Origin of the sequence: Sphingopyxis sp., assembly GCF_016704835.1 — a bacterium.
In the GTDB taxonomy this organism is placed as follows: Bacteria; Pseudomonadota; Alphaproteobacteria; order Sphingomonadales; family Sphingomonadaceae; genus Sphingopyxis.
This window is the reverse complement of record NZ_JADIZJ010000002.1, coordinates 20,403-39,281: the sequence shown is the minus strand read 5'-3', so window position 1 is coordinate 39,281 and position 18,879 is coordinate 20,403. Positions and strand designations below refer to the sequence as shown.

General features: G+C 63.2%; 17 protein-coding genes and 1 pseudogene. 5 read left to right on the top strand and 13 right to left on the bottom strand.

Annotated elements, in window-relative coordinates; genetic code table 11:
* Positions 1 to 6 precede the first annotated feature (6 nt).
* From IPF76_RS07885 to IPF76_RS07870, 4 genes are read left to right on the top strand one after another with little or no spacing between them, the layout of a single operon-like run.
* Positions 7 to 678, top strand: coding sequence for a DUF6088 family protein (locus IPF76_RS07885; protein WP_037557226.1), 672 nt, complete (start codon positions 7 to 9; stop codon positions 676 to 678).
* Entirely contained in the window at positions 675 to 1,715 is a 1,041-nt protein-coding gene (locus IPF76_RS07880; protein WP_052182450.1) for a nucleotidyl transferase AbiEii/AbiGii toxin family protein, read from the top strand. The genes IPF76_RS07885 and IPF76_RS07880 overlap by 4 nt, the downstream gene beginning before the upstream one ends.
* Positions 1,712 to 2,104 (top strand): hypothetical protein, encoded by a 393-nt coding sequence (locus IPF76_RS07875; RefSeq protein WP_137752010.1) that lies wholly within the window; start codon positions 1,712 to 1,714, stop codon positions 2,102 to 2,104. Before IPF76_RS07880 ends, IPF76_RS07875 begins: the two co-directional genes overlap by 4 nt.
* An 18-nt stretch (positions 2,105 to 2,122) precedes the next feature.
* Positions 2,123 to 3,802 carry a hypothetical protein gene (locus tag IPF76_RS07870; protein WP_052182451.1) on the top strand — a complete coding sequence of 560 codons (1,680 nt, stop codon included), beginning with the start codon at positions 2,123 to 2,125 and terminating at the stop codon, positions 3,800 to 3,802.
* Here the strand turns inward: IPF76_RS07870 and IPF76_RS07865 are convergent.
* The 4 genes from IPF76_RS07865 to IPF76_RS07850 are packed head-to-tail and all read right to left on the bottom strand — an operon-like array spanning position 3,776 to position 6,172.
* A complete protein-coding gene (locus IPF76_RS07865; RefSeq protein ID WP_293842131.1) occupies positions 3,776 to 4,684 on the bottom strand; it encodes a ThiF family adenylyltransferase in 909 nt (302 codons plus the stop codon). The two genes, IPF76_RS07870 and IPF76_RS07865, sit on opposite strands and share 27 nt — an antisense overlap.
* Positions 4,681 to 5,190 (bottom strand): hypothetical protein, encoded by a 510-nt coding sequence (locus IPF76_RS07860; protein ID WP_037557217.1) that lies wholly within the window; start codon positions 5,188 to 5,190, stop codon positions 4,681 to 4,683. The genes IPF76_RS07865 and IPF76_RS07860 overlap by 4 nt, the downstream gene beginning before the upstream one ends.
* Positions 5,187 to 5,516 carry a hypothetical protein gene (locus IPF76_RS07855; protein ID WP_037557218.1) on the bottom strand — a complete coding sequence of 110 codons (330 nt, stop codon included), beginning with the start codon at positions 5,514 to 5,516 and terminating at the stop codon, positions 5,187 to 5,189. Before IPF76_RS07855 ends, IPF76_RS07860 begins: the two co-directional genes overlap by 4 nt.
* Complete coding sequence (locus tag IPF76_RS07850; RefSeq protein WP_052182452.1) at positions 5,513 to 6,172, bottom strand: multiubiquitin domain-containing protein; 660 nt, start codon at positions 6,170 to 6,172, stop codon at positions 5,513 to 5,515. The genes IPF76_RS07855 and IPF76_RS07850 overlap by 4 nt, the downstream gene beginning before the upstream one ends.
* A 137-nt stretch (positions 6,173 to 6,309) precedes the next feature.
* Here IPF76_RS07850 and IPF76_RS07845 point away from each other — a divergent pair, with 137 nt between their 5' ends.
* Positions 6,310 to 6,660, top strand: coding sequence for a helix-turn-helix transcriptional regulator (locus IPF76_RS07845; RefSeq protein ID WP_037557219.1), 351 nt, complete (start codon positions 6,310 to 6,312; stop codon positions 6,658 to 6,660).
* A gap of 380 nt (positions 6,661 to 7,040) precedes the next feature.
* On the opposite strand, the gene IPF76_RS07840 is transcribed toward IPF76_RS07845, so the two are convergent.
* From IPF76_RS07840 to IPF76_RS07800, 9 genes and pseudogenes are all read right to left on the bottom strand, one after another.
* Complete coding sequence (locus tag IPF76_RS07840; protein ID WP_293842124.1) at positions 7,041 to 8,390, bottom strand: hypothetical protein; 1,350 nt, start codon at positions 8,388 to 8,390, stop codon at positions 7,041 to 7,043.
* The gene (locus IPF76_RS07835; protein WP_037557221.1) at positions 8,381 to 9,037 is read right to left on the bottom strand and encodes a DUF2971 domain-containing protein; all 657 of its coding nucleotides are present in this window, start codon (positions 9,035 to 9,037) and stop codon (positions 8,381 to 8,383) included. The genes IPF76_RS07840 and IPF76_RS07835 overlap by 10 nt, the downstream gene beginning before the upstream one ends.
* A 395-nt stretch (positions 9,038 to 9,432) precedes the next feature.
* Positions 9,433 to 9,930: a DMT family transporter gene (locus IPF76_RS07830; protein ID WP_293842121.1), complete on the bottom strand. Its 498-nt coding sequence runs from the start codon at positions 9,928 to 9,930 to the stop codon at positions 9,433 to 9,435.
* A 45-nt stretch (positions 9,931 to 9,975) separates the two neighbouring features.
* Complete coding sequence (locus IPF76_RS07825) at positions 9,976 to 10,320, bottom strand: DMT family transporter (protein WP_197411479.1); 345 nt, start codon at positions 10,318 to 10,320, stop codon at positions 9,976 to 9,978.
* A 9-nt stretch (positions 10,321 to 10,329) separates the two neighbouring features.
* Complete coding sequence (locus IPF76_RS07820) at positions 10,330 to 11,259, bottom strand: HEPN domain-containing protein (RefSeq protein WP_037557222.1); 930 nt, start codon at positions 11,257 to 11,259, stop codon at positions 10,330 to 10,332.
* A gap of 62 nt (positions 11,260 to 11,321) precedes the next feature.
* Entirely contained in the window at positions 11,322 to 12,260 is a 939-nt protein-coding gene (locus IPF76_RS07815) for a DUF2493 domain-containing protein (protein ID WP_037557223.1), read from the bottom strand.
* 438 nt (positions 12,261 to 12,698) lie between these two features.
* The gene (locus IPF76_RS07810) at positions 12,699 to 13,745 is read right to left on the bottom strand and encodes a toprim domain-containing protein (RefSeq protein WP_293842111.1); all 1,047 of its coding nucleotides are present in this window, start codon (positions 13,743 to 13,745) and stop codon (positions 12,699 to 12,701) included.
* Positions 13,746 to 13,757: 12 nt separating this feature from the next.
* Positions 13,758 to 17,945 carry a strawberry notch-like NTP hydrolase domain-containing protein gene (locus IPF76_RS07805; RefSeq protein WP_366499319.1) on the bottom strand — a complete coding sequence of 1,396 codons (4,188 nt, stop codon included), beginning with the start codon at positions 17,943 to 17,945 and terminating at the stop codon, positions 13,758 to 13,760.
* A 252-nt stretch (positions 17,946 to 18,197) separates the two neighbouring features.
* Positions 18,198 to 18,841 (bottom strand): annotated as a pseudogene (locus IPF76_RS07800) (antitoxin of toxin-antitoxin stability system).
* Between the last annotated feature and the right edge of the window lie 38 nt (positions 18,842 to 18,879).

Below are 18,879 nucleotides of genomic sequence, written 5' to 3'. Positions count from 1 at the left end.
TCGGACATGATGGGGAAATCGTCCGGAGCCGACGATGATGTGGGCAGGAACATCATGCGCCGAGTAAAGCGAAAGCTGGGCCAAGCATGGACCCCGGCAGACTTCAGCGACCTCGGCAACCGGCAGGTCATCGACAAGAATTTACAGCGTCTGACCAAGGCTGGCGAACTCCGCCGCATCGATCGAGGGCTCTACGATCGCCCCGTCCACAACGAACTTACGGGCAAGCCCTCGGTCCCCGATTATCGCGCGGTCATCGAGGCGGTCATTCGCCGGGACCAAGCCCGCATGGTTGTCGACGGCATGACAGCCGCTAACGACCTCGGCCTGACGACGGCTGTGCCGGCGCGGATCGAGGTCTTGGTGGATGCGCGGCTGAAACCGATCACGCTCGGCAACCAAGAAATCACCTTCAAGCACGCCGCTCCGAGCCGCCTCTATTGGGCTGGCCGCCCTGCAATGCGAATCGTGCAAGCACTCTATTGGCTCAAGGATGTGATCGACCGCAGCGAAGAGGAGCGCACTCGCGTCTATGACGCGCTCTCCGCGATATTGTTGGACCCAAGGCACGGCCGGACCCTTCGCAAGGACTTGAAGGACGGCCTCGCCGCACTTCCGATCTGGATGCAGGACTTCCTCCGCGAACTCGTCACGCCGGCCAAGGTGCGGCGCGCGTGACCCGCGCCGGCTACCAGCAGATCATCGGGTCGAGAGAAGCCGATCGCCGGGACCTGTTCCTGTCGGCCGCGAACCGGCTTGGCACGCCGCTCGGCAATGTCGAGAAGGATTTCTGGGTCTGCTGGACGCTGGACCAGCTCTATCATGAGCGCAGCGCCGACCAGCCACGGCTGCTCTTCAAGGGCGGCACCTCGCTTTCGAAGGCGCACGGCCTCATCAAGCGCTTTTCCGAGGATATCGACGTCACCATATACAGGGACGATCTCGGCGAAGCCGCGAGCGTCGACGAGCTCGAAGCGTTGTCGGGCAAAAAGCGTGAAGCGAGACTCGACGCCATCCGGGACGCCTGCAGCACTTATATCACCGGTCCTCTCCAGACCGATATCGCGGCGCGCCTCGCCGAGGCCACGAACGGCGCGGGACGCGTAGAGATCGACAAGGCCGACCGCGACTCCCAGACCCTGCTAGTCTGGTATCCGTCGCTCGAACATGACGAAGCGAGCTATATCAAGCCAGCCGTCCGCATCGAATCTGGTGCCAAATCGGCGCTCGATCCGAACGGCAAAGCCACGGTCACGCCCTATGTCGCCGAAGAGTTGCCGGATCTAGATCTCGCGGTTGCCGAAGTAACGACGATCGACGCCGAGCGGACCTTCTGGGACAAGATCGTCATCGCGCACGGGCTGCGCAGTTGGTTCGATCGCCGAGGCGTCCTCAAGAATGAGGGCCAGCGTATATCGCGCCACTATTATGACCTTCACTGCCTTGCGGATACCACGCTTGGCCGCGAAGCGATGGAGAAGGATGAACTTGGCGCCGACTGCGTGCGTCATGCCCGCATGTTCTTCAATCGACCCGACTTCGACCTCGCCTCAGCGGCGAAAGGAAGTTTCAGCCTCGCGCCGGCCAAGGCGATGCGCGAGGCGCTGCGGCGCGACTATGCCGCAACCGAGGCAATGATCTTCGGCAAGGCTCCAGCCTTCGACGAAATCATCGCAACCACCGAGAAAATCGAAGCCAAGGTGAACGGCCAATGATCGCCGACATCCAACTGGATTCGGAACAGAAATTCCCAACCGGTTCGCAGAAAGTCGTGCGGCCTTTAAGGAATACTGCAGTTTTGGGGCTAAACGGCGGCGATATTCATTGCCGACTCGCCCTGTGTTTCGTAGCGAAAGCGAATCATTGCGCCCTGCCGGCCCGGCAGGGCGCGTTCGATTCGCGAGGAGGACCCATGAAAAATGGTATAAAGTTACTCGCGGACAATACCTACGGACGTGTAGAGATTTCCAATCGCAAGGAATTCAAGCACTTCAATCTTCGACCATCGAAGAAGGCCGTCGAAGAAATCGAACGGCTCGAAGAGCTGACGCTCGCGGCAGAACAGCGACTCGGAAATTTCGTCGTCGGCGCGAACCGCGGCTGATCGGGAGGCAATCGCTGAATGCAGGCTCAAATCCAGGTAGGACCCCTGCTCGGCGAAGACGACTGGACTGAATTGGCCGAATTGGTGGGGGCCGACGAGTCCGCGCTGCTGCAACAATTGCTACGCGATTACAGGGAGGCGGGTGCGAAGGCCTATCTCCTCGAGCGGGCCTATATCGACCGCGACTTCTCCGCCGCCTATTCGGCCTTCTATTCGACCCTATTCCATCCCTATCTCAAATATTGCCAGCGTCTCCACTTCTTCGGGTGTGACCTTTCGTATCTCGGCAAGGTCGATAGCCCCGAAGGCCTGTCGCGCGAGGTCGCTTCACATGACGACGACTATCTTGGCTTTGTGGTGCTGCGCCCCGTTTCCCACGCGCCGGTTGCAGCGGCGGTAATCTCGGCAGCTGCGATTGCTTCCGACCCCTCGACGATCATCGACGTAACGGCGGATTATCCCGTTCACCTCGTGGGGGCTGACCTTACTGTCACGGGATTCCCGCTCACCCAGCAAGACACACGCGTCGGCGCCTGCGCGCAGGCGGCAATCTGGATGGCAGGACGCCATTTCCATCGCGCGCATGGCGGACCCTGGTTCTCGATGCCTGACATCAATGATGCGGCGCTGAAGCCCACAGACAATTTCGTGACCCGCTCACTTCCCGCCGGATCGGAGTTCCTGAGGCCCGACAACATAATCCGGGCGCTACGGGCGATGGACCGTCATCCGGTCTTCGATCTCGGCAAGGCCGCGGTCGAACAAGGGGTCGGCATCAAGCCTCTGCATGAGGTGATTGGTCGTTATCTCGATTCCGGCATCCCAGTGCTGATCGGGCTAAAGGGCCGGGACGGCGCGACGGTCGGCCATGCTGTCGTTGCCATCGGCCGGGTGATGCGCGAACGCGGCGATGACGACCTGCCCGATGACCCGACCTCGGCCGAACTGATTTCGCATCTCATCGTCGCCGACGACCAGAGGGGGCCGGTCTGCCGCCTGCCGGTCTACAAGGACGACGCGCTGGAGGCGGGCGCGCCCGGTGCCTATCCGTGGACGCTCGAAGAGGATGCGGTTTATTCAGTGACGCCGCTGCCCGGGAAGGTGTTCATGACCGGCGAAGTTGCCGAAACACTGAGCCGCGACTTTCTTGCGAGCTGCGTCGAGCGCATCGAAGAGTATCGCGAACTCGCCCGCATGCGCGCCGGCGAAGGCAGTGCTGCACTCGGCAAGGCGATCGCCGTCGATCCCTCCTTTTTTGCGGTTTCGCCTTCAAGACTCGTGGCGCGGACCTATCTTACCTATGGCTGGCGTTATAAGGGCAGGACGCTCCGCAATCGGCTTCCCGATATCTTCAAGTTCGAAATCTTCCGACACCAATATCCACGCTACGTGTGGGTGACCGAATTCTCGCTTCCCGACGATCTTCGCGGTTTCGACCAGTGCCAGCGGAAGGTGCGTGCCCATGTCGTCGTCGACGCGACAGGCAGCAAGTTCGGCGAGAGCATGCTGATCGTCCAGGTGCCCGGGCTTTCGATGTTCTGGACGTTTGACGCCGACAGCCCGACCCAGACTTATAACCTCATTTTCCGGACGACCGACGAAGCCGAACCCTTCCTGCCCAAGGTCCGCAATTGGCCCGACTTCGACCAGTGCGAAGTGCCGGACGCCGGGTCAGATTCGGACGCCAAGCTGGCTTAACAGGCGGCGCCACCACGATCCGCTGGTCGGCGCCACGCGCGTCTCCTCCCGTTCCGTTTCTGACTGCCTTGCCGGCGCCGGACGTCGAACATCGAACAGCGGGTCACCGGTCTCGCATGCGCCATGGTGCCGACATGTTTGCCCGGCGACCGCCTTTAAGCGATTGCTTGTCGCGACCTGATGACGATTGCCATCATATTCGAGGTAGACGCTGGCGACGGGTTCGCGCATCCACGGCAGCAGCAGTTGCATGACGAGGCCCACGGCAAACGACGCCAGCACGCCGTTCGGCCAGACCACCTGCGGTTTGCCGCCGGCGGCGCCATATTTCTGCGCCTCTTGCTCAAGCCGCGCGTCGGTGAGAACGCCAAGGCACCAGAGGCATGGCCCGCCCGGGGAAGACAGGATGACCTGGCCGCCGATCGCGAATTGATCGCCGAGGTCGTGAACGTCCATGCCCATATCGATACAGGGGATCATCATCCGGCGGCAGAAGGCTTCGAGTTCGCTCCGTTCGCGGTAGGAATCGACGCCGCCGACGATGATGTCGCATTCGGCGAGCGCCTCGGTTGCATCCTGCCACCTGCATGCAAGAGCAAGGAAACGCGGCGCCGCGACGAGCCCGCGCACCATTCGTTCGGCGACATCCGCTTTCGGCGTCGCGTTCTCGGCGTCGGCGGCGGTTGCACCGACGAGGCGGTTGAGATTGCTGTCCTCGACGATATCGGGATCGACGCAGACGAAGCCCCCGATTCCCAGATGGGCGAGCTGCTGCACCACATGCGAACCGCCGCCGCCGAGGCCGACGATGCCGATCGTCACGGCGCGGAGCCGGGCGTCGCTGTCCGGCCCCAGAAAATCCTGCCGGTCATAGCGGCTCATGACATCGCTCCTTCCATCCAGAGGGTGGCGCCGACCGCGGTGAACCGGGCAATGGGGAGCGGTCCCTGACCACGCGCAAGCCAGAGGTCTCCCGCTATATTGTCGGCGCTCAGCACGATCGCGCCATGCGGTACATGTGCGGCGACGTTGAAGAAGTCGGGCACGAACTTCGCATTCTCGCGAATGTCAGTGCCGCTGAACCCGGGACGGCCGCGATGTTCGTGCATATGGACGTGCAGCGCCGCAGTCCGCGACTGGTAGCTGCGCTGCAGCGCCTTGCGGATTGCCTTTGACCCCATCATCGCGCCGACGCTCGGGTCGTCGATATAGTCGGCGTCCTCGACCGGGTGATAATCCTGCGCGAGGAGAAATAGGCTGCCATCGCCGATGCGCGACACGCCCGCCGAAATCCAGCCAACGCGCTCATATGCGAAGGCGTGACGCCGCCTCAAGTCGCCTCGAATGGCGTCGAGAAGCGGGGCGCGGATCTTGAAATGGACGTTCACCGGAAGGCCGCCAGATGATTTGCAAGGATGGAAGTCCATGGCTGTTCTGCCTCGATGTAGTTCCAGGACCAGCAAAACCAGTTCCGGGTGAAGAGATTGTGCTGGGTCCAGTTTGCGAGATGACCGGGAACGGCGGCGTTAAGGAAGAGCCGCGTCTTATAGCCGCTATGCTCGTGAGGGCAGAGCAGCGCATCGCGCGTCACCGGTCCCGCCCGCGTCGCGATCACCAGCCCGGGCAGATGGACGAAGGTACGGCCACCTTCGACCAGCGCGACCGCATCCGGGTAGATGGCCTTGATGCGGTCGAACTGATCTTCGGCATTCACGAGGAGCCGCCCTGGCGAACGTGGCTGACGAACTTCATGCGGGCGATCACGCGGATCGCCTCGCCGGGCTGCAGGGTGCGGAAGCTGCCCTGCTTGTCGACGACGTCGAGGTCGAGATCAGCCGATACGCCGAGCGCGTCCTTCAACGTTTCGGTCGTATAGTCGCCGGCGAGGATCCGGACCTTGTCCCCGTTGAGGTCAACATTGACGTAACGCGGTTCGTCCGAGCGGTCGGCAGTGTAGAAGTGCTCGACCTCCTTGCCCTTGAGGGTGACGCTCTCGGTATCCTCGACGAGGTCGTCCCTGCCGCCCTTCGGGTCGAAAAAGATATCCTTAGCCGCCGGCACTAGCGCGAGAACGCGGAGTTCCGCGCCGCTGATCTCATCCTTACCCCAAGGGAAACGGCGCCCGTCGACGACAAGGAAGAAGAGGCGGTCGGCCTTCACCGAGCTGAACTCTTCCTTGCCGCTCGCGCGAAGGTCGATTTCTTCAGCGAGGTTGATGTCTTCGAGCAACCCGTCGCCCTGGCGATAGAAGAGCAGATGCTCGTCGACCGGGATACGGCCCGCGATTTCGAGCAGGTCGCGGCCCTTGACCAGTGGGTCGCTCAGCAGATGTTCGACGCCGTCGATCGTGATCGCAAAGCGCCCAGACATGGAATTCTCGTTCGTCACAACATTTCTCCATACGAAGGCACTTGCGCCTTGTTGACGTTTTCGACATGATGATCGTGTCGATAACGCTAAAATAGGAAACATGTCGTTTATGTCAATATATTCATCGCGAAATCGCCATGACCGATAACAGCGGATCAGGTGAGATTTTCCGGGCCCGGCTTGCAAGTGCCCGTGATGCAAGGAAAATCAGCCAAGGCGACCTAGCAAAAAAAACTGGCCTCCCGGCAAGTTCGATCTCGCATTTCGAAGGTGGCGGTCGCAAACCATCTTTCGACAATCTGCTGAGGCTCGCCGACGCGCTCGATGTTACGACCGACTATCTGCTCGGGCGCAGCGAGGATGTGGGCACGTCCGTGGCTGCGCAGAAGCTCCAAAAGCATCTGGACGGGTTGAATTCCTATGATCTCGATATTGCAGAGAAGTTCATCGAAGTTCTCGCCAGCAAATCGACGAAGCCACCCGGGTAGAAGGTGCGAAGTGTAAGTTGCGAGCTCAGGGCGTCCGCGGTCCATCAAGCCGATAAACCGGAACCGTTGAGGTCATTGACGGCTAGGGAGCGGCGTTTCCCGACCAGAATCCGATCCGTTACCTACGGCTTCGGCGACCTCAAGCCGCTCCGGACCGACCTCCCGCAGGTGATCGGGGTGAATCATGATTGGATGCTCATATCGTGATGCAAGCTCCTCCATGTACTCATAGAGATCGGGGACCATCGGCCGCACGTCAATTGGTCGAAAGGATACCGAACTGTAGACGCGCTGATCACGCGTGGTGGGCTGAAGTTCAATCTCAACGCCGTAGCTAATGCCGTCGCCCGCGAGCTCGGCACTGTTGAAGTAGATCGCCTTTAAGGCGCCCCCATCCCCGCGATTGTATCCGTGTCGAATGCGAACCGAGCCTCTGGCTTTGCCCGAAGAAGCAGATCCGCAGCCAGCTGGATCCAGCGGCTGTCCCACAGGTCACCAATCGCGAGGGAGGCCTTGGATCGCACGCCGGCCAGTTCAAGCAACCGCCGCCAATCGGAGGCGATCTTGTAAAGCGCCGGCAGGTCCTCGACGTCGGGGCCGGTTAGCACATTGCTCATAGGCAGTTTGATCGGGCCAAAGCGACCGTCGTCACCGCTCATTACGATTGCACCTTCGCCCGAGGCGAGGTTGGCCATTGCGCGGAGCAGCATCACGAGGTCGTCGAGCGTCCGGCCGCCCTGCTCGAAGATGCCCTTGGTCTCGAAATCCGCCTCGCGCTCATGGAACAGGAAGCTGAAGTCGGCGTGACGGATGAGCATCCGCAGGCGCGCGTCGAAGGGAGGCGCGAAGAATATCTCGGCGTGGAAGGTAGCAGGCGGGGTCAGTGGCGCGCCGGTCACCACGATCTCGCAACCACCGGCTGAGGGAGGCGAAAGCATGATCTCCTCAACCGCGTTCAGCATGTCGTGATCATAGGGCACCGGCATATCGAAGCGATTGTCGAAGGCCTGAATAGCCAACGGCTTCAGCGGAACCATGCCGAGCACGACGCGGGTCAGCTGCTCGTCGCTGTCCGGTCTGAAGAAGACGTCGCCGACGATGCGGTCATCACCGTAACCCAGTTCCGCGAGCTGGCCGAGCTTCTCGGCTGAATAGGCGGCAGGATCTGGGCCGCATGCCCGTTCGATCGCTGCGCGAAGGCCCTGCGGCGTTACCTCAAAGGGGTGGCCGAGCTTGCGGTAGTCGAAGGAGATCGACTGTCGGTTGATATCGCGGTTTCCGATGAATTGCTCGTGCCTCAACCTGCGGAGCAGTTTCTCAAGCGGCGCGCCGAGAAGATGGACGACATAGCCCCTGATCGGCGTGCCATCGGGCCTCATCCTGAAGACGATGATGACCGCGGGAAGCGGGCTTTTCGCAAGCAAGTCCGCGGCGGACAATCGCAGTTGGACATTGCCAGTCCCGACCGACTTCGTGGCCTTTAGCTGGACATGACAGGTCGTCTTGCTGCGCTGGTCCAGGATGCCGTCCTGCATAGGCAGGTCCACGACGAAATCCCATCCCGAACGGTCGCGGTCACTCTTGTTACAGACGATAAGCGCGCGCGGGCAAAGATAGATGAAAAGCCCTTCAGCCGCAGCGCCGAGTTCATCGTTAGGAAGATCCAAGACGACGGGAACGCCATCGCCCTCGGCCCTCGCCTCGCCTTCCGAACCACCCATTACTGCCACAGATCCTCCCTCCGCTGCGTAACTACGCGATACGTCCCGAATGCCAGGCGCGCCTTGTGCGCTACAACCCCCCGCGCCCCATCGCCAAGCGCCTCTGCGACCTGAGCGCGCGTCGCGGGGCAGTCGGCGCCTACGATGACCTCCCGCAGGACTAGGTCGCCATCGAAGCCGCGATACCAGATCCGGCACGCATCATCATAGGTTTCGAGGTCGACGATCATGCGCACTTCATCCTCGTAGGTCCAATGGACAAACTTCACGTCCAGCGCTTTCAGCACGAATGATCCCATGTCGAACCCGGGCGCATCGATGACGGTGGCATCGACGGCGGCGCGGGACTTCCGGTACTGCACATCCCGCAGCAGCCGGTCAGGCACGTCGAAGCCCAGGCACAACCCGCGGTGATGGTCTGCATAGTGGCTCCACTGAACCGGGTTGCGCCAGCCTCGGCTGAAGCACAGCATGCCCCGCCGCTCACCGAATTCCTTTCGGGCCTTGCCCAAGGTGGCGCGGAGACCACTATCTTTCAGGTTCAACGAAAGCATCTCGAACGGGTCATTCACGTCAGCGAGAGTCGCGACTTTCAACCGCCTTCGGGCGATGTCCTGGAGACCGTATTCGCAGTTGACGAAGTGGTAAACGCGCATCGCGCTAGAATTGCCGAGAAACGGAGTGCCAGCCAATAGCCAATTGGGCCGAGTCCATGAATGACCGCTTTCGGATCCGCGCTTCTTTCACTTGGACAGCGACAAACAGGCGCAAAGCCGACATACAAAAAAGGCGGCCTAAAAGGCCGCCAAAGTTGAATGGAGGAGCCCTCCTTTTGGGTCGCATCGGGGCGCATACAGCAGCAAAAAATGCACGCCATCGAAATCAGTATTCCGTAACGGAATTACGCGTGACTGATGCATTGGCGCAACACAAAATCACTTTAGCCAGAGTTCTGACACGTATCTTGCATCGCCCCCCCCCCCCCGCCATCGGTTAACGACCGTCGCAGCAACTCTTCACCATACGCGCGATGCGGATCGAATTTCCCCGACTATCGCAGCTCCCGTTCGACAAGCAATTTCGTCGCTGGTTTGCGCCGCAGCGCCACGATCAACGCACCGAGCATTGCCAGCCCGCCGCCGATAGCCATCCGCATATCGAAATGATCGTGGGTGATCAGCACACCGAGCCCGATCGTCGCGAGCGGCGTCATCAATGTCAGCGGTGCGAGCAAGTTCGCTTCATAGCGGTCGATGAGGTGGTAATAGACGGAGTGCGCACCGACCGACACGATCAGCGCCGTGAATACGACAGCGGCGACAAGCGGCCGTCCAGTGGTCGTCGCCGCCGTCCATTGACCGTCTTCAAGCAAGATCGAAGCGAGTGTCAGAACGGTCGCCGACACCAGTCCCACCCAGGCCTGAAAGCGGAACGGTTTGACGCCATCAACCTGCTTCATCAGCACCGCGCCAGCGGCGCCGGCGAAGGCGCTGGCGGCGACGAACCAGAGCCCCGTCGAAAGCGAAAGTCCACCGGGCCGCCAGGTCACGATCAGCACGCCGACCAATGTCAGCGCGATGCCCAGTCCGCGGCGCTAGTAGATACGCTCGCCGAGCACCAGCACCGAGAGCAGCATGGTAAAGGGGACACCGAGCTGCAGAATAATCGCGGCCTCAGAAGGTGAGACAGTCTGCAAACCGACGAAAAGTAGTGAAAAGCTTCCGCCGCCCAGGCACAGGGCGATGGCAACAATCCGCCATGCCGGCCGCGGCATCGGCAGCAACCATGGCCACATGACCATCGCGACGACCGCAAAGCGTAGCGCCGCATAGAAAAGCGGCGGGACCGCCCAGTCCGTTACTATAATCTTGCTCAGGACATTGTTGAATGCCCAGATCAGGCACACGGCGACGAGAAGGAAGAAGTCACGAACGCGCATGTGCCGGGTCTACTCCGGAGCCTGCACAGCTTCTTCAAGGTTCGCTATCCGTTCAGAGCAGATGGCATGCACGGCGCGGCCCAGCTCCTCCACGCGTCCAGCCAGCCAGAGCAATTCTTCTTCGCTGATTCGATAATGTTTGGAGTAGCGAGCCTTCACATAGGCTTCCTTGAGCTTCTCGAAGCGCGCGCGGTCTGCCTTCACCTCGCGCGGCCAAACATCGACAAGCCGCATGTTTAATCGCTCGGCTTGCGTGCGCAAAAATCCCAGGTTGTGGACGTGGGGCGTGTAAAAATTGCAGACCAAGAGCACGCAATGATAGAGAAACTCACTGCTCTGATGGAGGTCAAACGCGGCGGGCTTCAGAAACCCTTTTTCGCGGCCCATCTTGGACAGCTCGAACCGCTGCATGGCGAGCGGAAACCACTCGTCGAAATATTCCTGCGCCATCGCCAGCGCCTGCTCGGGCGTCTTGGGCTTCGGCTTGTGCAATTCCTTGTCGTCATATTCGTAGAGCGCGATCCCGTCGCCCGCGACGTCCATGAAGAAATAGCGGCCGTGAGCCAGCCCATCGTTCACTTCCTGCAGCGTGTGGACGATGAAGTTGACCGGCGTGTGCAGCGTCTTGTCGATCGCAAGCTCGCGGGTCAGCCGGTCGTCGAGCTTCGACCAGAAGTCGATCTTGTCGGTCAACCGCTTGTCGTTGACGATGATCAGGAGATCGAAGTCCGAACGATAGCCCTTTGCGGTGTGCGGCTCGTCGACCCAGCCACCGCGCGCATAGCTGCCGTAGAGGATGACCTTGTCGATCCGACCCTTCTTTTTCCAGCCCATGGTGCCGAGCGCGATCGCATCCTCGAATTCTTCGAAGATGATCGCCTTCACACGTTCGAGCTCGCGCTGCTTGTTCGCCGGAAGATGATCGAGATCGGTTTTCATTGATTTTCATCCTGTAATCCTGCTCGCCGGATGGCAAGCGCCGTCAGATCCAAATCGACAACTCAGGCTTCCTTGAGCCGAAAATCCCAGACCGGAATGCCGAACGCCCGCGCCTTGTCGACAAGATTGTCCTGGATGCCGGTGCCCGAAAAGACGACCAGCCCGGCGGGCATCGCATCGATCAGCCGCTCGTTGCGCTTGAACGGCGCCGCTTTCTTGTGCCGGTTCCAGTCGGGCCGGAAAGCGACCTGCGGCACGCCGCGCGCATCGGCCCAGCAGGCCGCAGCGCGCTCGGCGCCGGTTGGCGTCGCACCATGCATCAGCACCATGTCGGCATGACGCGCATGAACCTTGTCGAGCGCCGACCAGATGTGGCGGTGATCGTTGCACGCCGGTCCGCCGCTGAAGGCGATGCGCGTTCCCTCGGGGATCAGGGCCTGGGCCTTTTCGCGGAGGCGTTTGTCCATGAAGTCGCGGCTGTCGATCATCGCCGCGGTCATCGTCTTGTGACGGACGCGCGACCCAGTGCGCGGGGTCCAGGCCTTGCGGGCATGGATGCGGAACTGCTCGGCGGCGCATTCGCGGAAAAATTCCATCGTGTCGCGCCGCTCGATCATCGTGATGCCCTCGGCGATCGCGCGCTCGAGTTCGACCGAGCGAATTTCGCTTCCATCCTGCTCGCGCTGGAGTTCGCGCTGCGCCTGTTCGTTGCGGTCGAGCTCGCGCTCGATCCGTTCGCCGGCGCGGTGAAAGATATTGACGATGCCCCAGAGCAGATCTTCAAGATCGGGCTCGATGCGGGTATCGACCAGGCAGCCCGCCAATGCGTCGAAGATATCGGCGACGGCGCCGCCAGCGAGCCGGTCGTCTGGAAGCGGCCGTGCGTCGGGTTCGTCCTCATAGGGCCTATGACCGTAAAGCTGCATTTCCTGGAGGAGGTAGGCGCTGGCGCCGGGTTGCTGCGGTTCGCCGCGTTCGGGAAGGTCTGACAGGTCGATCATGTCATTTCTCTTGTCTGGGGCCGCGCCTCTCGCGGCCTTCGCGGCGACGCCTCGGCGGCGGCGGGTGCGGGTTCGCACCGCGCGGCACCCCGCGCGGCCGAAGCGCCAGCGAAGGATGGCGGGCTCGCGGCTATTTTGTTTCGCGATGCAAAGGGGCGCCAGCCCCGGCGGAAAATAGCCGCGAGCAGAGCCATTGCACGGCCCGCGCACGCTGCCGCAGTCGCCCTCCAGCGAAGGCCGAGGCGCGGCCTCCCGAGAACAGGCTGATCGGGCTTCCCCTTCCCGGACCGGCTTGATCCGATCCCCGCGGCGAGGTGACACACCGCTTTCCGAAACAACTATGGGATTTCGGGCATCATGAGGATGGCGCGCGCGATTGCGACGTCCCAATTCGCCGCCGCGCTGCTGGAGGCGTTGCGCCGCTGGCGCCAGGCGCGATCAGGCTGCATCGAGCATCCGCTCGGCATCGACGACGTGCATCTGCGGGGCGATCGAAGCGGCAAGCTGCGAGCGGCCAATCTGCATCAGATCGCTGTTCAGATCGTCGAGGGCCGGATCGAGCGGCAGGATATCGATCCCTAGCTGGACGGCTCGCTCGGCAAGAGCGGCGAATGCAGCGCGTCCGGCTGCATCCCGTTCGCGGGCAACATAGAGGCGGCGAAGCGGCGCAGGAAATTCCAGCGCCGCGAGATGGGCGGCCGACAGCCCGGCGATGAGCGGTAGTGCCGGGGCGATTTCGCGCAGCGTGAGCATGGTTTCGACGCCCTCGCCAAACGCCATCACCTCATCCGCCAGCCCGAAGCGGACGCCATGACCCAGCAAATGTCCCATCGCGCGCCGCGGATAAGCAACGGGCGCCTTGGTCGATCGGTGCGGATCGAGCCATGTGCGATGGACGCCCATGAGCGAGCCGCCGAGGTCGGTCACCGCGGCGATCATCGCCGGATAGGCCGGTTTGACCGACGGGCCATCCTCCTCGGACCGGCGATAGTAGCAATGCGGGTGGCATCGCAGCGCGGGCACATCGCCGACGTGCCGAAGCGCACGGCCCGCCAGATAGGTGCGCACGGGTGTCCCAGCGATGGGCTTCGACGCCGCCCAAAGCCGCGCTGCCGCCTCCGGGCTGCCAGCGGGCGCCCGGCGCGGACGCGGACGCGGCCCCTGCGTGCCCGCGTCGGATGGAGGCAAGCTCAGAAATCGCCGCGCCTCGGCGAGCGTTTCAGCGAGGTTCCTATGCGCGCAGTTGGCGGCGATGATGTCGAGCAGGTCGCCCCGTTCGCCTGTTGCGGCATCGGTCCATTTGCCCGCCGTGCGGCGACCATCGCCGTCGACCAGACGCAGATAAAGACTGCGCCCAGGCGCATTGCCCTTATCGCCGACCATCCAATAATGGCCTTCGCGGCGACCGTTCGAGAGATAGTGGCGGCACACCGCCTCGGCATTTTCACCGAGACGACGCGCAAGTTCACGGACCGGACTTTCCATGGCGGGGCTCCTTCAGGCGGCCTTGCGATCCGCGATCCGCTGGATCGGAAATCGATCCACCAGCCGCGCGAACACGTCGGCGCCAGCAGCCCCTGCCGGCACGTAGAGCTTCAGTTGCCACGAGACGATTTCGGAAATCAAGCCAAATGCCTTCAGCCGGTCAACACCAAGATCGTTGAAGCCGGAAAGCTCGATCCGCCAGTCGTTCATGGCGCGAACGCGGCGCAGCATCTGGCCGTCCGCAAGGTGAAAGACAGCCTCGCCCCTCTGCAGAAGTTGCCACGCTTCGTCTTTTGGGAGGTCGCACGGCGTGTCGCGGATCACCGATGCGACCCAGCCCGGCGAGACCTTGCGCCCGATGATGCGTTCGCCCTCGTCGGTCTGGAGCCGGTAGACGCGTGACGATTCCTTGGGAAGCTGGCGCCAGATCGGCAGCAGTAAGCCCGACACCATGTGCAGGGTCGACGTCTCGTAATCGGGAATGTCCGCCAGTTCGGCCTTCCAGACATCGGCGAACTGATCGCGGTCGGCAGGCTGCCAATGGCTCATGACAAAATCGGCGAGCAGCATGTGGCTGGCCTCGAGGGGCCGATGGAGCCGCACGCGCCGGTGGACTGCGCCGTCGTCATCGATCACGCTGCGCGCCCCGAGCTTCACCGCGGCGCGCTGCGAGCGCTGGTTCACAAGCAGTTCGCCGCCGCGCTCGCGGACGAGCGCCAATGCATCGTCAAGGTCGAGCGGTAGTACCCGCTCCTTGCGCTCGATCGTCAGAAGCTGCGTCGCCGCCCCGGTGCCGGGATGGGTGTAGATCGTCTGCCGCGCGTTCACCGCGAAGCTCTCGGCGCGCAGGGTTTCGAGGCCGATCTCATAGGTTCCCGCAGCAACCGCCGCCTCGATGCGATGCACGAGCAGACCCTCGAAAGCATCGAACAGGATGTTCTGCAGGTCGATCGTGAGCGCGAGCATGCGATTGAGAAAGGTGGTGATCGGCGGCAGTTCCTCGCGCAGACAGCCGTCGACGTCGAGCAAGGACAATCCGGTCGCGCTCTCGAAGGTGCAAAGCGAGCAGCCTTCGACCTTGGCGCCCGCGATCAGCACATAGAGTTGGCGCAGTGCGTCGCGGGCATAGAAGGATTCCAGATTATCCTCGGGCCGGAACATATTCTGCCCGCCCGTCTGACGCTGGCCGCGCGTGATCGCGCCCATTGAATCGAGCCGCCGCGCGATCGTCGAGATGAAGCGCTTCTGGGCCTTGACGTCGGTCGACACCGGACGAAACATCGGCGGCTGCTTCTGGTTCGTGCGGTTTGTCCGGCCGAAGCCCTGGATCGCGGCATCGGCCTTCCATCCCGCCTCGAGCAGATAATGGATGCGCCGCCTCTGGTTCTTCGCGCCGAGATCGGCATGATAGGAGCGGCCCGTTCCCCCGGCCTCCGAGAAGACAAGGATGCGCTTCTCGTCGTCCATGAAGGCGTGGGTCTCGCCGATGTTCGCGCTGCCGGGGCGGTTCTCGACCGCGAAGCGGACGTCGCCGCCTTCCCCCACCCGCGGGACAATGCGGCGCGAGCGCCCCGTGACCTCGGCGACCAGGTCGGTCCCGAAATGCTGGACGATCTGATCGAGCGCGCCCGGCACCGGCGGCAACGCGGCGAGCTTCTCGATCATCGCGTCGCGCCTCCGGCAGGCCTCGCGGCTGACGATCGGGTTGCCGGCCTCGTCATAGGCGGGCCGCGAAGCAAGATTGCCCTCGCCGTCGGTGCAGGGCTCGAACAATTGGACCGGAAAGCCGTGCGCGAGATAGTCGAGCACATATTCGCGCGGGGTGATGTCGACCGACACGTCGCCCCACTCGTCCGCCGGGATCTCGGCGAGGCGCCGTTCCTGCAACGCCTCGCCGGTCGAGACGATCTGGACCACCGACGCATGGCCAGCTTCGAGGTCGCGCACGATGCTGGCGATGCCGCTCGGGGTCTGCATCGCGGTGATGAGATGATTGAAGAAGCGCTGCTTGGTGCTCTCGAATGCCGATCGCGCCGCCGATTTCGCCTGCGCATTGAGCGTGCCATGCTCGGCGCTCGTCACCCCGGCCGCCTCCATCGCGGCGGCGAGATTGTTGTGGATGACCTGGAAGGCGCCGGCATAGCTGTCGTAAATCCGCCTTTGTTCGTCGGTCAGCCGATGCTCGAGCAGCTCATATTCGACCCCGTCGAACGACAGCGAGCGCGACGCGTAAAGGCCGAGCGCCTTCAAATCGCGCGCAAGCACCTCCATCGCCGCCACGCCGCCCTGCTCGATCGCGGCGACGAACTCGCTGCGCGAAGCGAACGGAAAGTCGTTCCCGCCCCACAGGCCGAGCCGCTGCGCATAGGCGAGATTCTGCACCGTCGTCGCCCCCGTGGCGGAGACATAGACAATGCGCGCGTCGGGAAGCGCGTGCTGAAGCCGCAGCCCCGCCCGCCCCTGCTGCGACGGCTTCTGGTCGCCGCGCTCGCCCTTGCCGCCCGCCGCATTAGCCATCGCATGCGCTTCGTCGAAGATGATCGCGCCATCGAAGTCAGGCCCGAGCCATTCGATGATCTGCTCGATGCGGCTCGCCTTGCCTTCGCGGCCCTGCGAGCGAAGCGTCGCATAGGTGGTGAACAGGATGCCTTCGGCGAGCCGGACCGCCGTGCCCTGACGGAAGCGCGACAGCGGCGTGACAAGCAGGCGCTCCTGCCCGAGCGCCGACCAGTCGCGCTGCGCATCCTCGAGCAGCTTGTCCGACTTCGAGATCCAAAGCGCGCGGCGGCGGCCCTTCAACCAGTTGTCGAGAATGATCCCCGCGACCTGGCGGCCCTTGCCCGCGCCGGTCCCGTCGCCGAGGAACCAGCCGCGCCGGAACTGGACCGCCGCCTCATTGTCCTCGCTCGCGGCACTCACCACGTCCCACGTCTCGTCGACGGTCCACGCGCCGGACAGATGGCCGGCATGGGCCTCGCCCGCATAGATGACCGACTCAAGCTGGGCGTCGGACAGGAGACCGTCGGCAGCGAGATTTTCGGGAAGATGCGGACGATAGAACGGGCGCGGCGGCGCGACCGACGCCATCGCCGCCGACTGGACCAGCGCGGTCGGATGGGGTGACGCCCCCGCAATGCGCAAGGACTGAAGCACATAGGGCTCGTAGATCGCCTCGCCGAGCTGACCGATGGGCGGCGACCACGCGATCGTCTCATAGACCAGCTCGCCCGCAGCGACGCACGCGGACTTCTCTGGTCGCACGGATCCCTTGGCAAGGGGACTGAGAGCAGTCGATGCGCCGCGGAGGAACGGAGTTGCCGCTGGCGCAGGGGCCGGCGGGGCAGGTCGCGGCGGCACATGGCTGGTCACCCAAGCCAGCAGCGTCGCCAGGTCGGGTGCTTCCCATGGCTGGCTGGCAGCAGGATGGATCGGCTGCAGGCACCTTGTCGATAACAAGCAGGCGCGTCGCCGTCGTCGTCCCATGTTTGGCATAGACTTTCCGGCGATCGCGGCCGAAAACAGGATCGTCGCCTGCTCCTGTAATCGGACAAAGCCGGCGCGGAAGGCGGCCGCCTCGGGCGCGCAATTCGCCCCGACGATCGCGACCAGCCGCCCGCCGTCGCGGAGCCGCGCTAGCGCGGAGGCGATATGGCGAAGTGCGGTTCCTCGCATCGGGCGGTCGACGTGCGCCGTGGCGGAGAAAGGCGGGTTCATGAGGACGACGTCGGGGACGAAAGCAGCGTCGAGACGGTCGTCGATCGACGCGCCATCATGGCGCGTGATTTGCACGGCGGGAAACAGCAGCTCGAGAAGTTCGGCGCGACCGCTGGCCAACTCGTTGAGCGCGAGCGCGGCCCCGGCAAGTTCGGCGTGGATCGCGAGCATGCCCGTCCCGGCCGAAGGTTCGAGCACGCGGTCGCCGGCATGGATCGAGGCCGCGTGCGCCGTCACAAAGGCGAGCGGCAAGGGCGTCGAAAATTGCTGGAGGGACTGGCCTTCCTCCGAGCGGCGCGTTTGCGTCGGGATGCGCGCGGCCAGCCGTTCCCATGTCGCGAGCTGGCTTTTCGGCGAGCGGCCGCGCGCCACGAGCGCGCGGCCATAGCGACGAAGCAGCAGGATCTGCGCCGCCTCGCACGCGTCATAGGCCGTCTTCCAGTCCCACGCGCCCTCAGCATCGGTCGCGCCGAAGGCGCGTGCCATCGCCTCGCGAAGCTGGGCCGTGGAGAAGGGTTGGCCCGTCTCGAGTAGAGGCTGAAGCGCCTGAGCGGCATCGAGCAGGCGCCGGAAGCTGGCGCGACCGAGCTGGAAGGAGCGGTCGCCGCGCCGCGCGCCGCCGCATCGGGGAAGGTCATATGCATGGCTGAAATCCTTGAGAGAGCGGGGCAGGAATGAACCGCCCGCTGCTCTCTCCAGGATCCGGGGGTTCCCCCTTCCCGGCCCCACCTCTCCCTCTCAACCGAAGCGAACCCCGTCCTCGGTGAAGCCATATTCGTTGAGACGGATCATCTCCTCGACGGCCTCGTCCGACGTCAGATGCTCATATTCGTTCTCGAGCCGCCCGTAGAGCCAGCGCGCCAGGTCGCGCAGTGCCTCCTTCACATCGTCCTCGGCGTCAGCCGTCATATCCTGGACGACGGGGCTGTCGCGCTCGACCGCAATGTCCATGCTATATTCGTGATAATAGCGACCGCGATGGCCAATGCGCGCGCGGAGCTGATAGAAATTGCGGCGCTGAATCGAACCAAGGGCATCGGCGATGCGATGAAGTTCGCCATCCTTGGGCGCGTAGCGGCGGATCGCCGCCGATGCGCCCTTGGCGTAACTGTAATCGCCTTCGAAACAGGCCCCGTCGCCCTGGCTCCAGAAGCCGGAAAACCAGATGCGGGGCTTCCGGCGCGTCCCGCCGCCGAAGAGGCGCACCGGGGTCGTGTCGAGACGGACCCCAATATGTCGCAGACGCGCTCAAAATCCTCATAGACAGATTCGAACCAGTCATAGTCGAAACCGCCTTCGCGATACCAGGCGCGCGCCTTCTCCTTTGCGGCCTCGGGCAGTTCATCAAGGCAATAAACGGTCGTTTCGATAATCGAGGGCATGGGATCTTCCTCTCGCGTCAAGGGCCCGAAAAGACGAA

What these genes read in the sequence shown, in the direction of transcription:
- IPF76_RS07825 (WP_197411479.1), bottom strand. Translation starts at nt 10,320, where the DNA reads ATGCGCGTTCGTGACTTCTTCCTTCTCGTCGCCGTGTGCCTGATCTGG.
- IPF76_RS07835 (WP_037557221.1), bottom strand. Translation starts at nt 9,037, where the DNA reads ATGCGCGTTTACCACTTCGTCAACTGCGAATACGGTCTCCAGGACATC.
- IPF76_RS07820 (WP_037557222.1), bottom strand. Translation starts at nt 11,259, where the DNA reads ATGAAAACCGATCTCGATCATCTTCCGGCGAACAAGCAGCGCGAGCTC.
- IPF76_RS07805 (WP_366499319.1), bottom strand. Translation starts at nt 17,945, where the DNA reads ATGGCACGCGCCTTCGGCGCGACCGATGCTGAGGGCGCGTGGGACTGG.
- IPF76_RS07845 (WP_037557219.1), top strand. Translation starts at nt 6,310, where the DNA reads ATGACCGATAACAGCGGATCAGGTGAGATTTTCCGGGCCCGGCTTGCA.
- IPF76_RS07850 (WP_052182452.1), bottom strand. Translation starts at nt 6,172, where the DNA reads ATGTCTGGGCGCTTTGCGATCACGATCGACGGCGTCGAACATCTGCTG.
- IPF76_RS07865 (WP_293842131.1), bottom strand. Translation starts at nt 4,684, where the DNA reads ATGAGCCGCTATGACCGGCAGGATTTTCTGGGGCCGGACAGCGACGCC.
- IPF76_RS07885 (WP_037557226.1), top strand. Translation starts at nt 7, where the DNA reads ATGATGGGGAAATCGTCCGGAGCCGACGATGATGTGGGCAGGAACATC.
- IPF76_RS07870 (WP_052182451.1), top strand. Translation starts at nt 2,123, where the DNA reads ATGCAGGCTCAAATCCAGGTAGGACCCCTGCTCGGCGAAGACGACTGG.
- IPF76_RS07815 (WP_037557223.1), bottom strand. Translation starts at nt 12,260, where the DNA reads ATGATCGACCTGTCAGACCTTCCCGAACGCGGCGAACCGCAGCAACCC.
- IPF76_RS07875 (WP_137752010.1), top strand. Translation starts at nt 1,712, where the DNA reads ATGATCGCCGACATCCAACTGGATTCGGAACAGAAATTCCCAACCGGT.
- IPF76_RS07810 (WP_293842111.1), bottom strand. Translation starts at nt 13,745, where the DNA reads ATGGAAAGTCCGGTCCGTGAACTTGCGCGTCGTCTCGGTGAAAATGCC.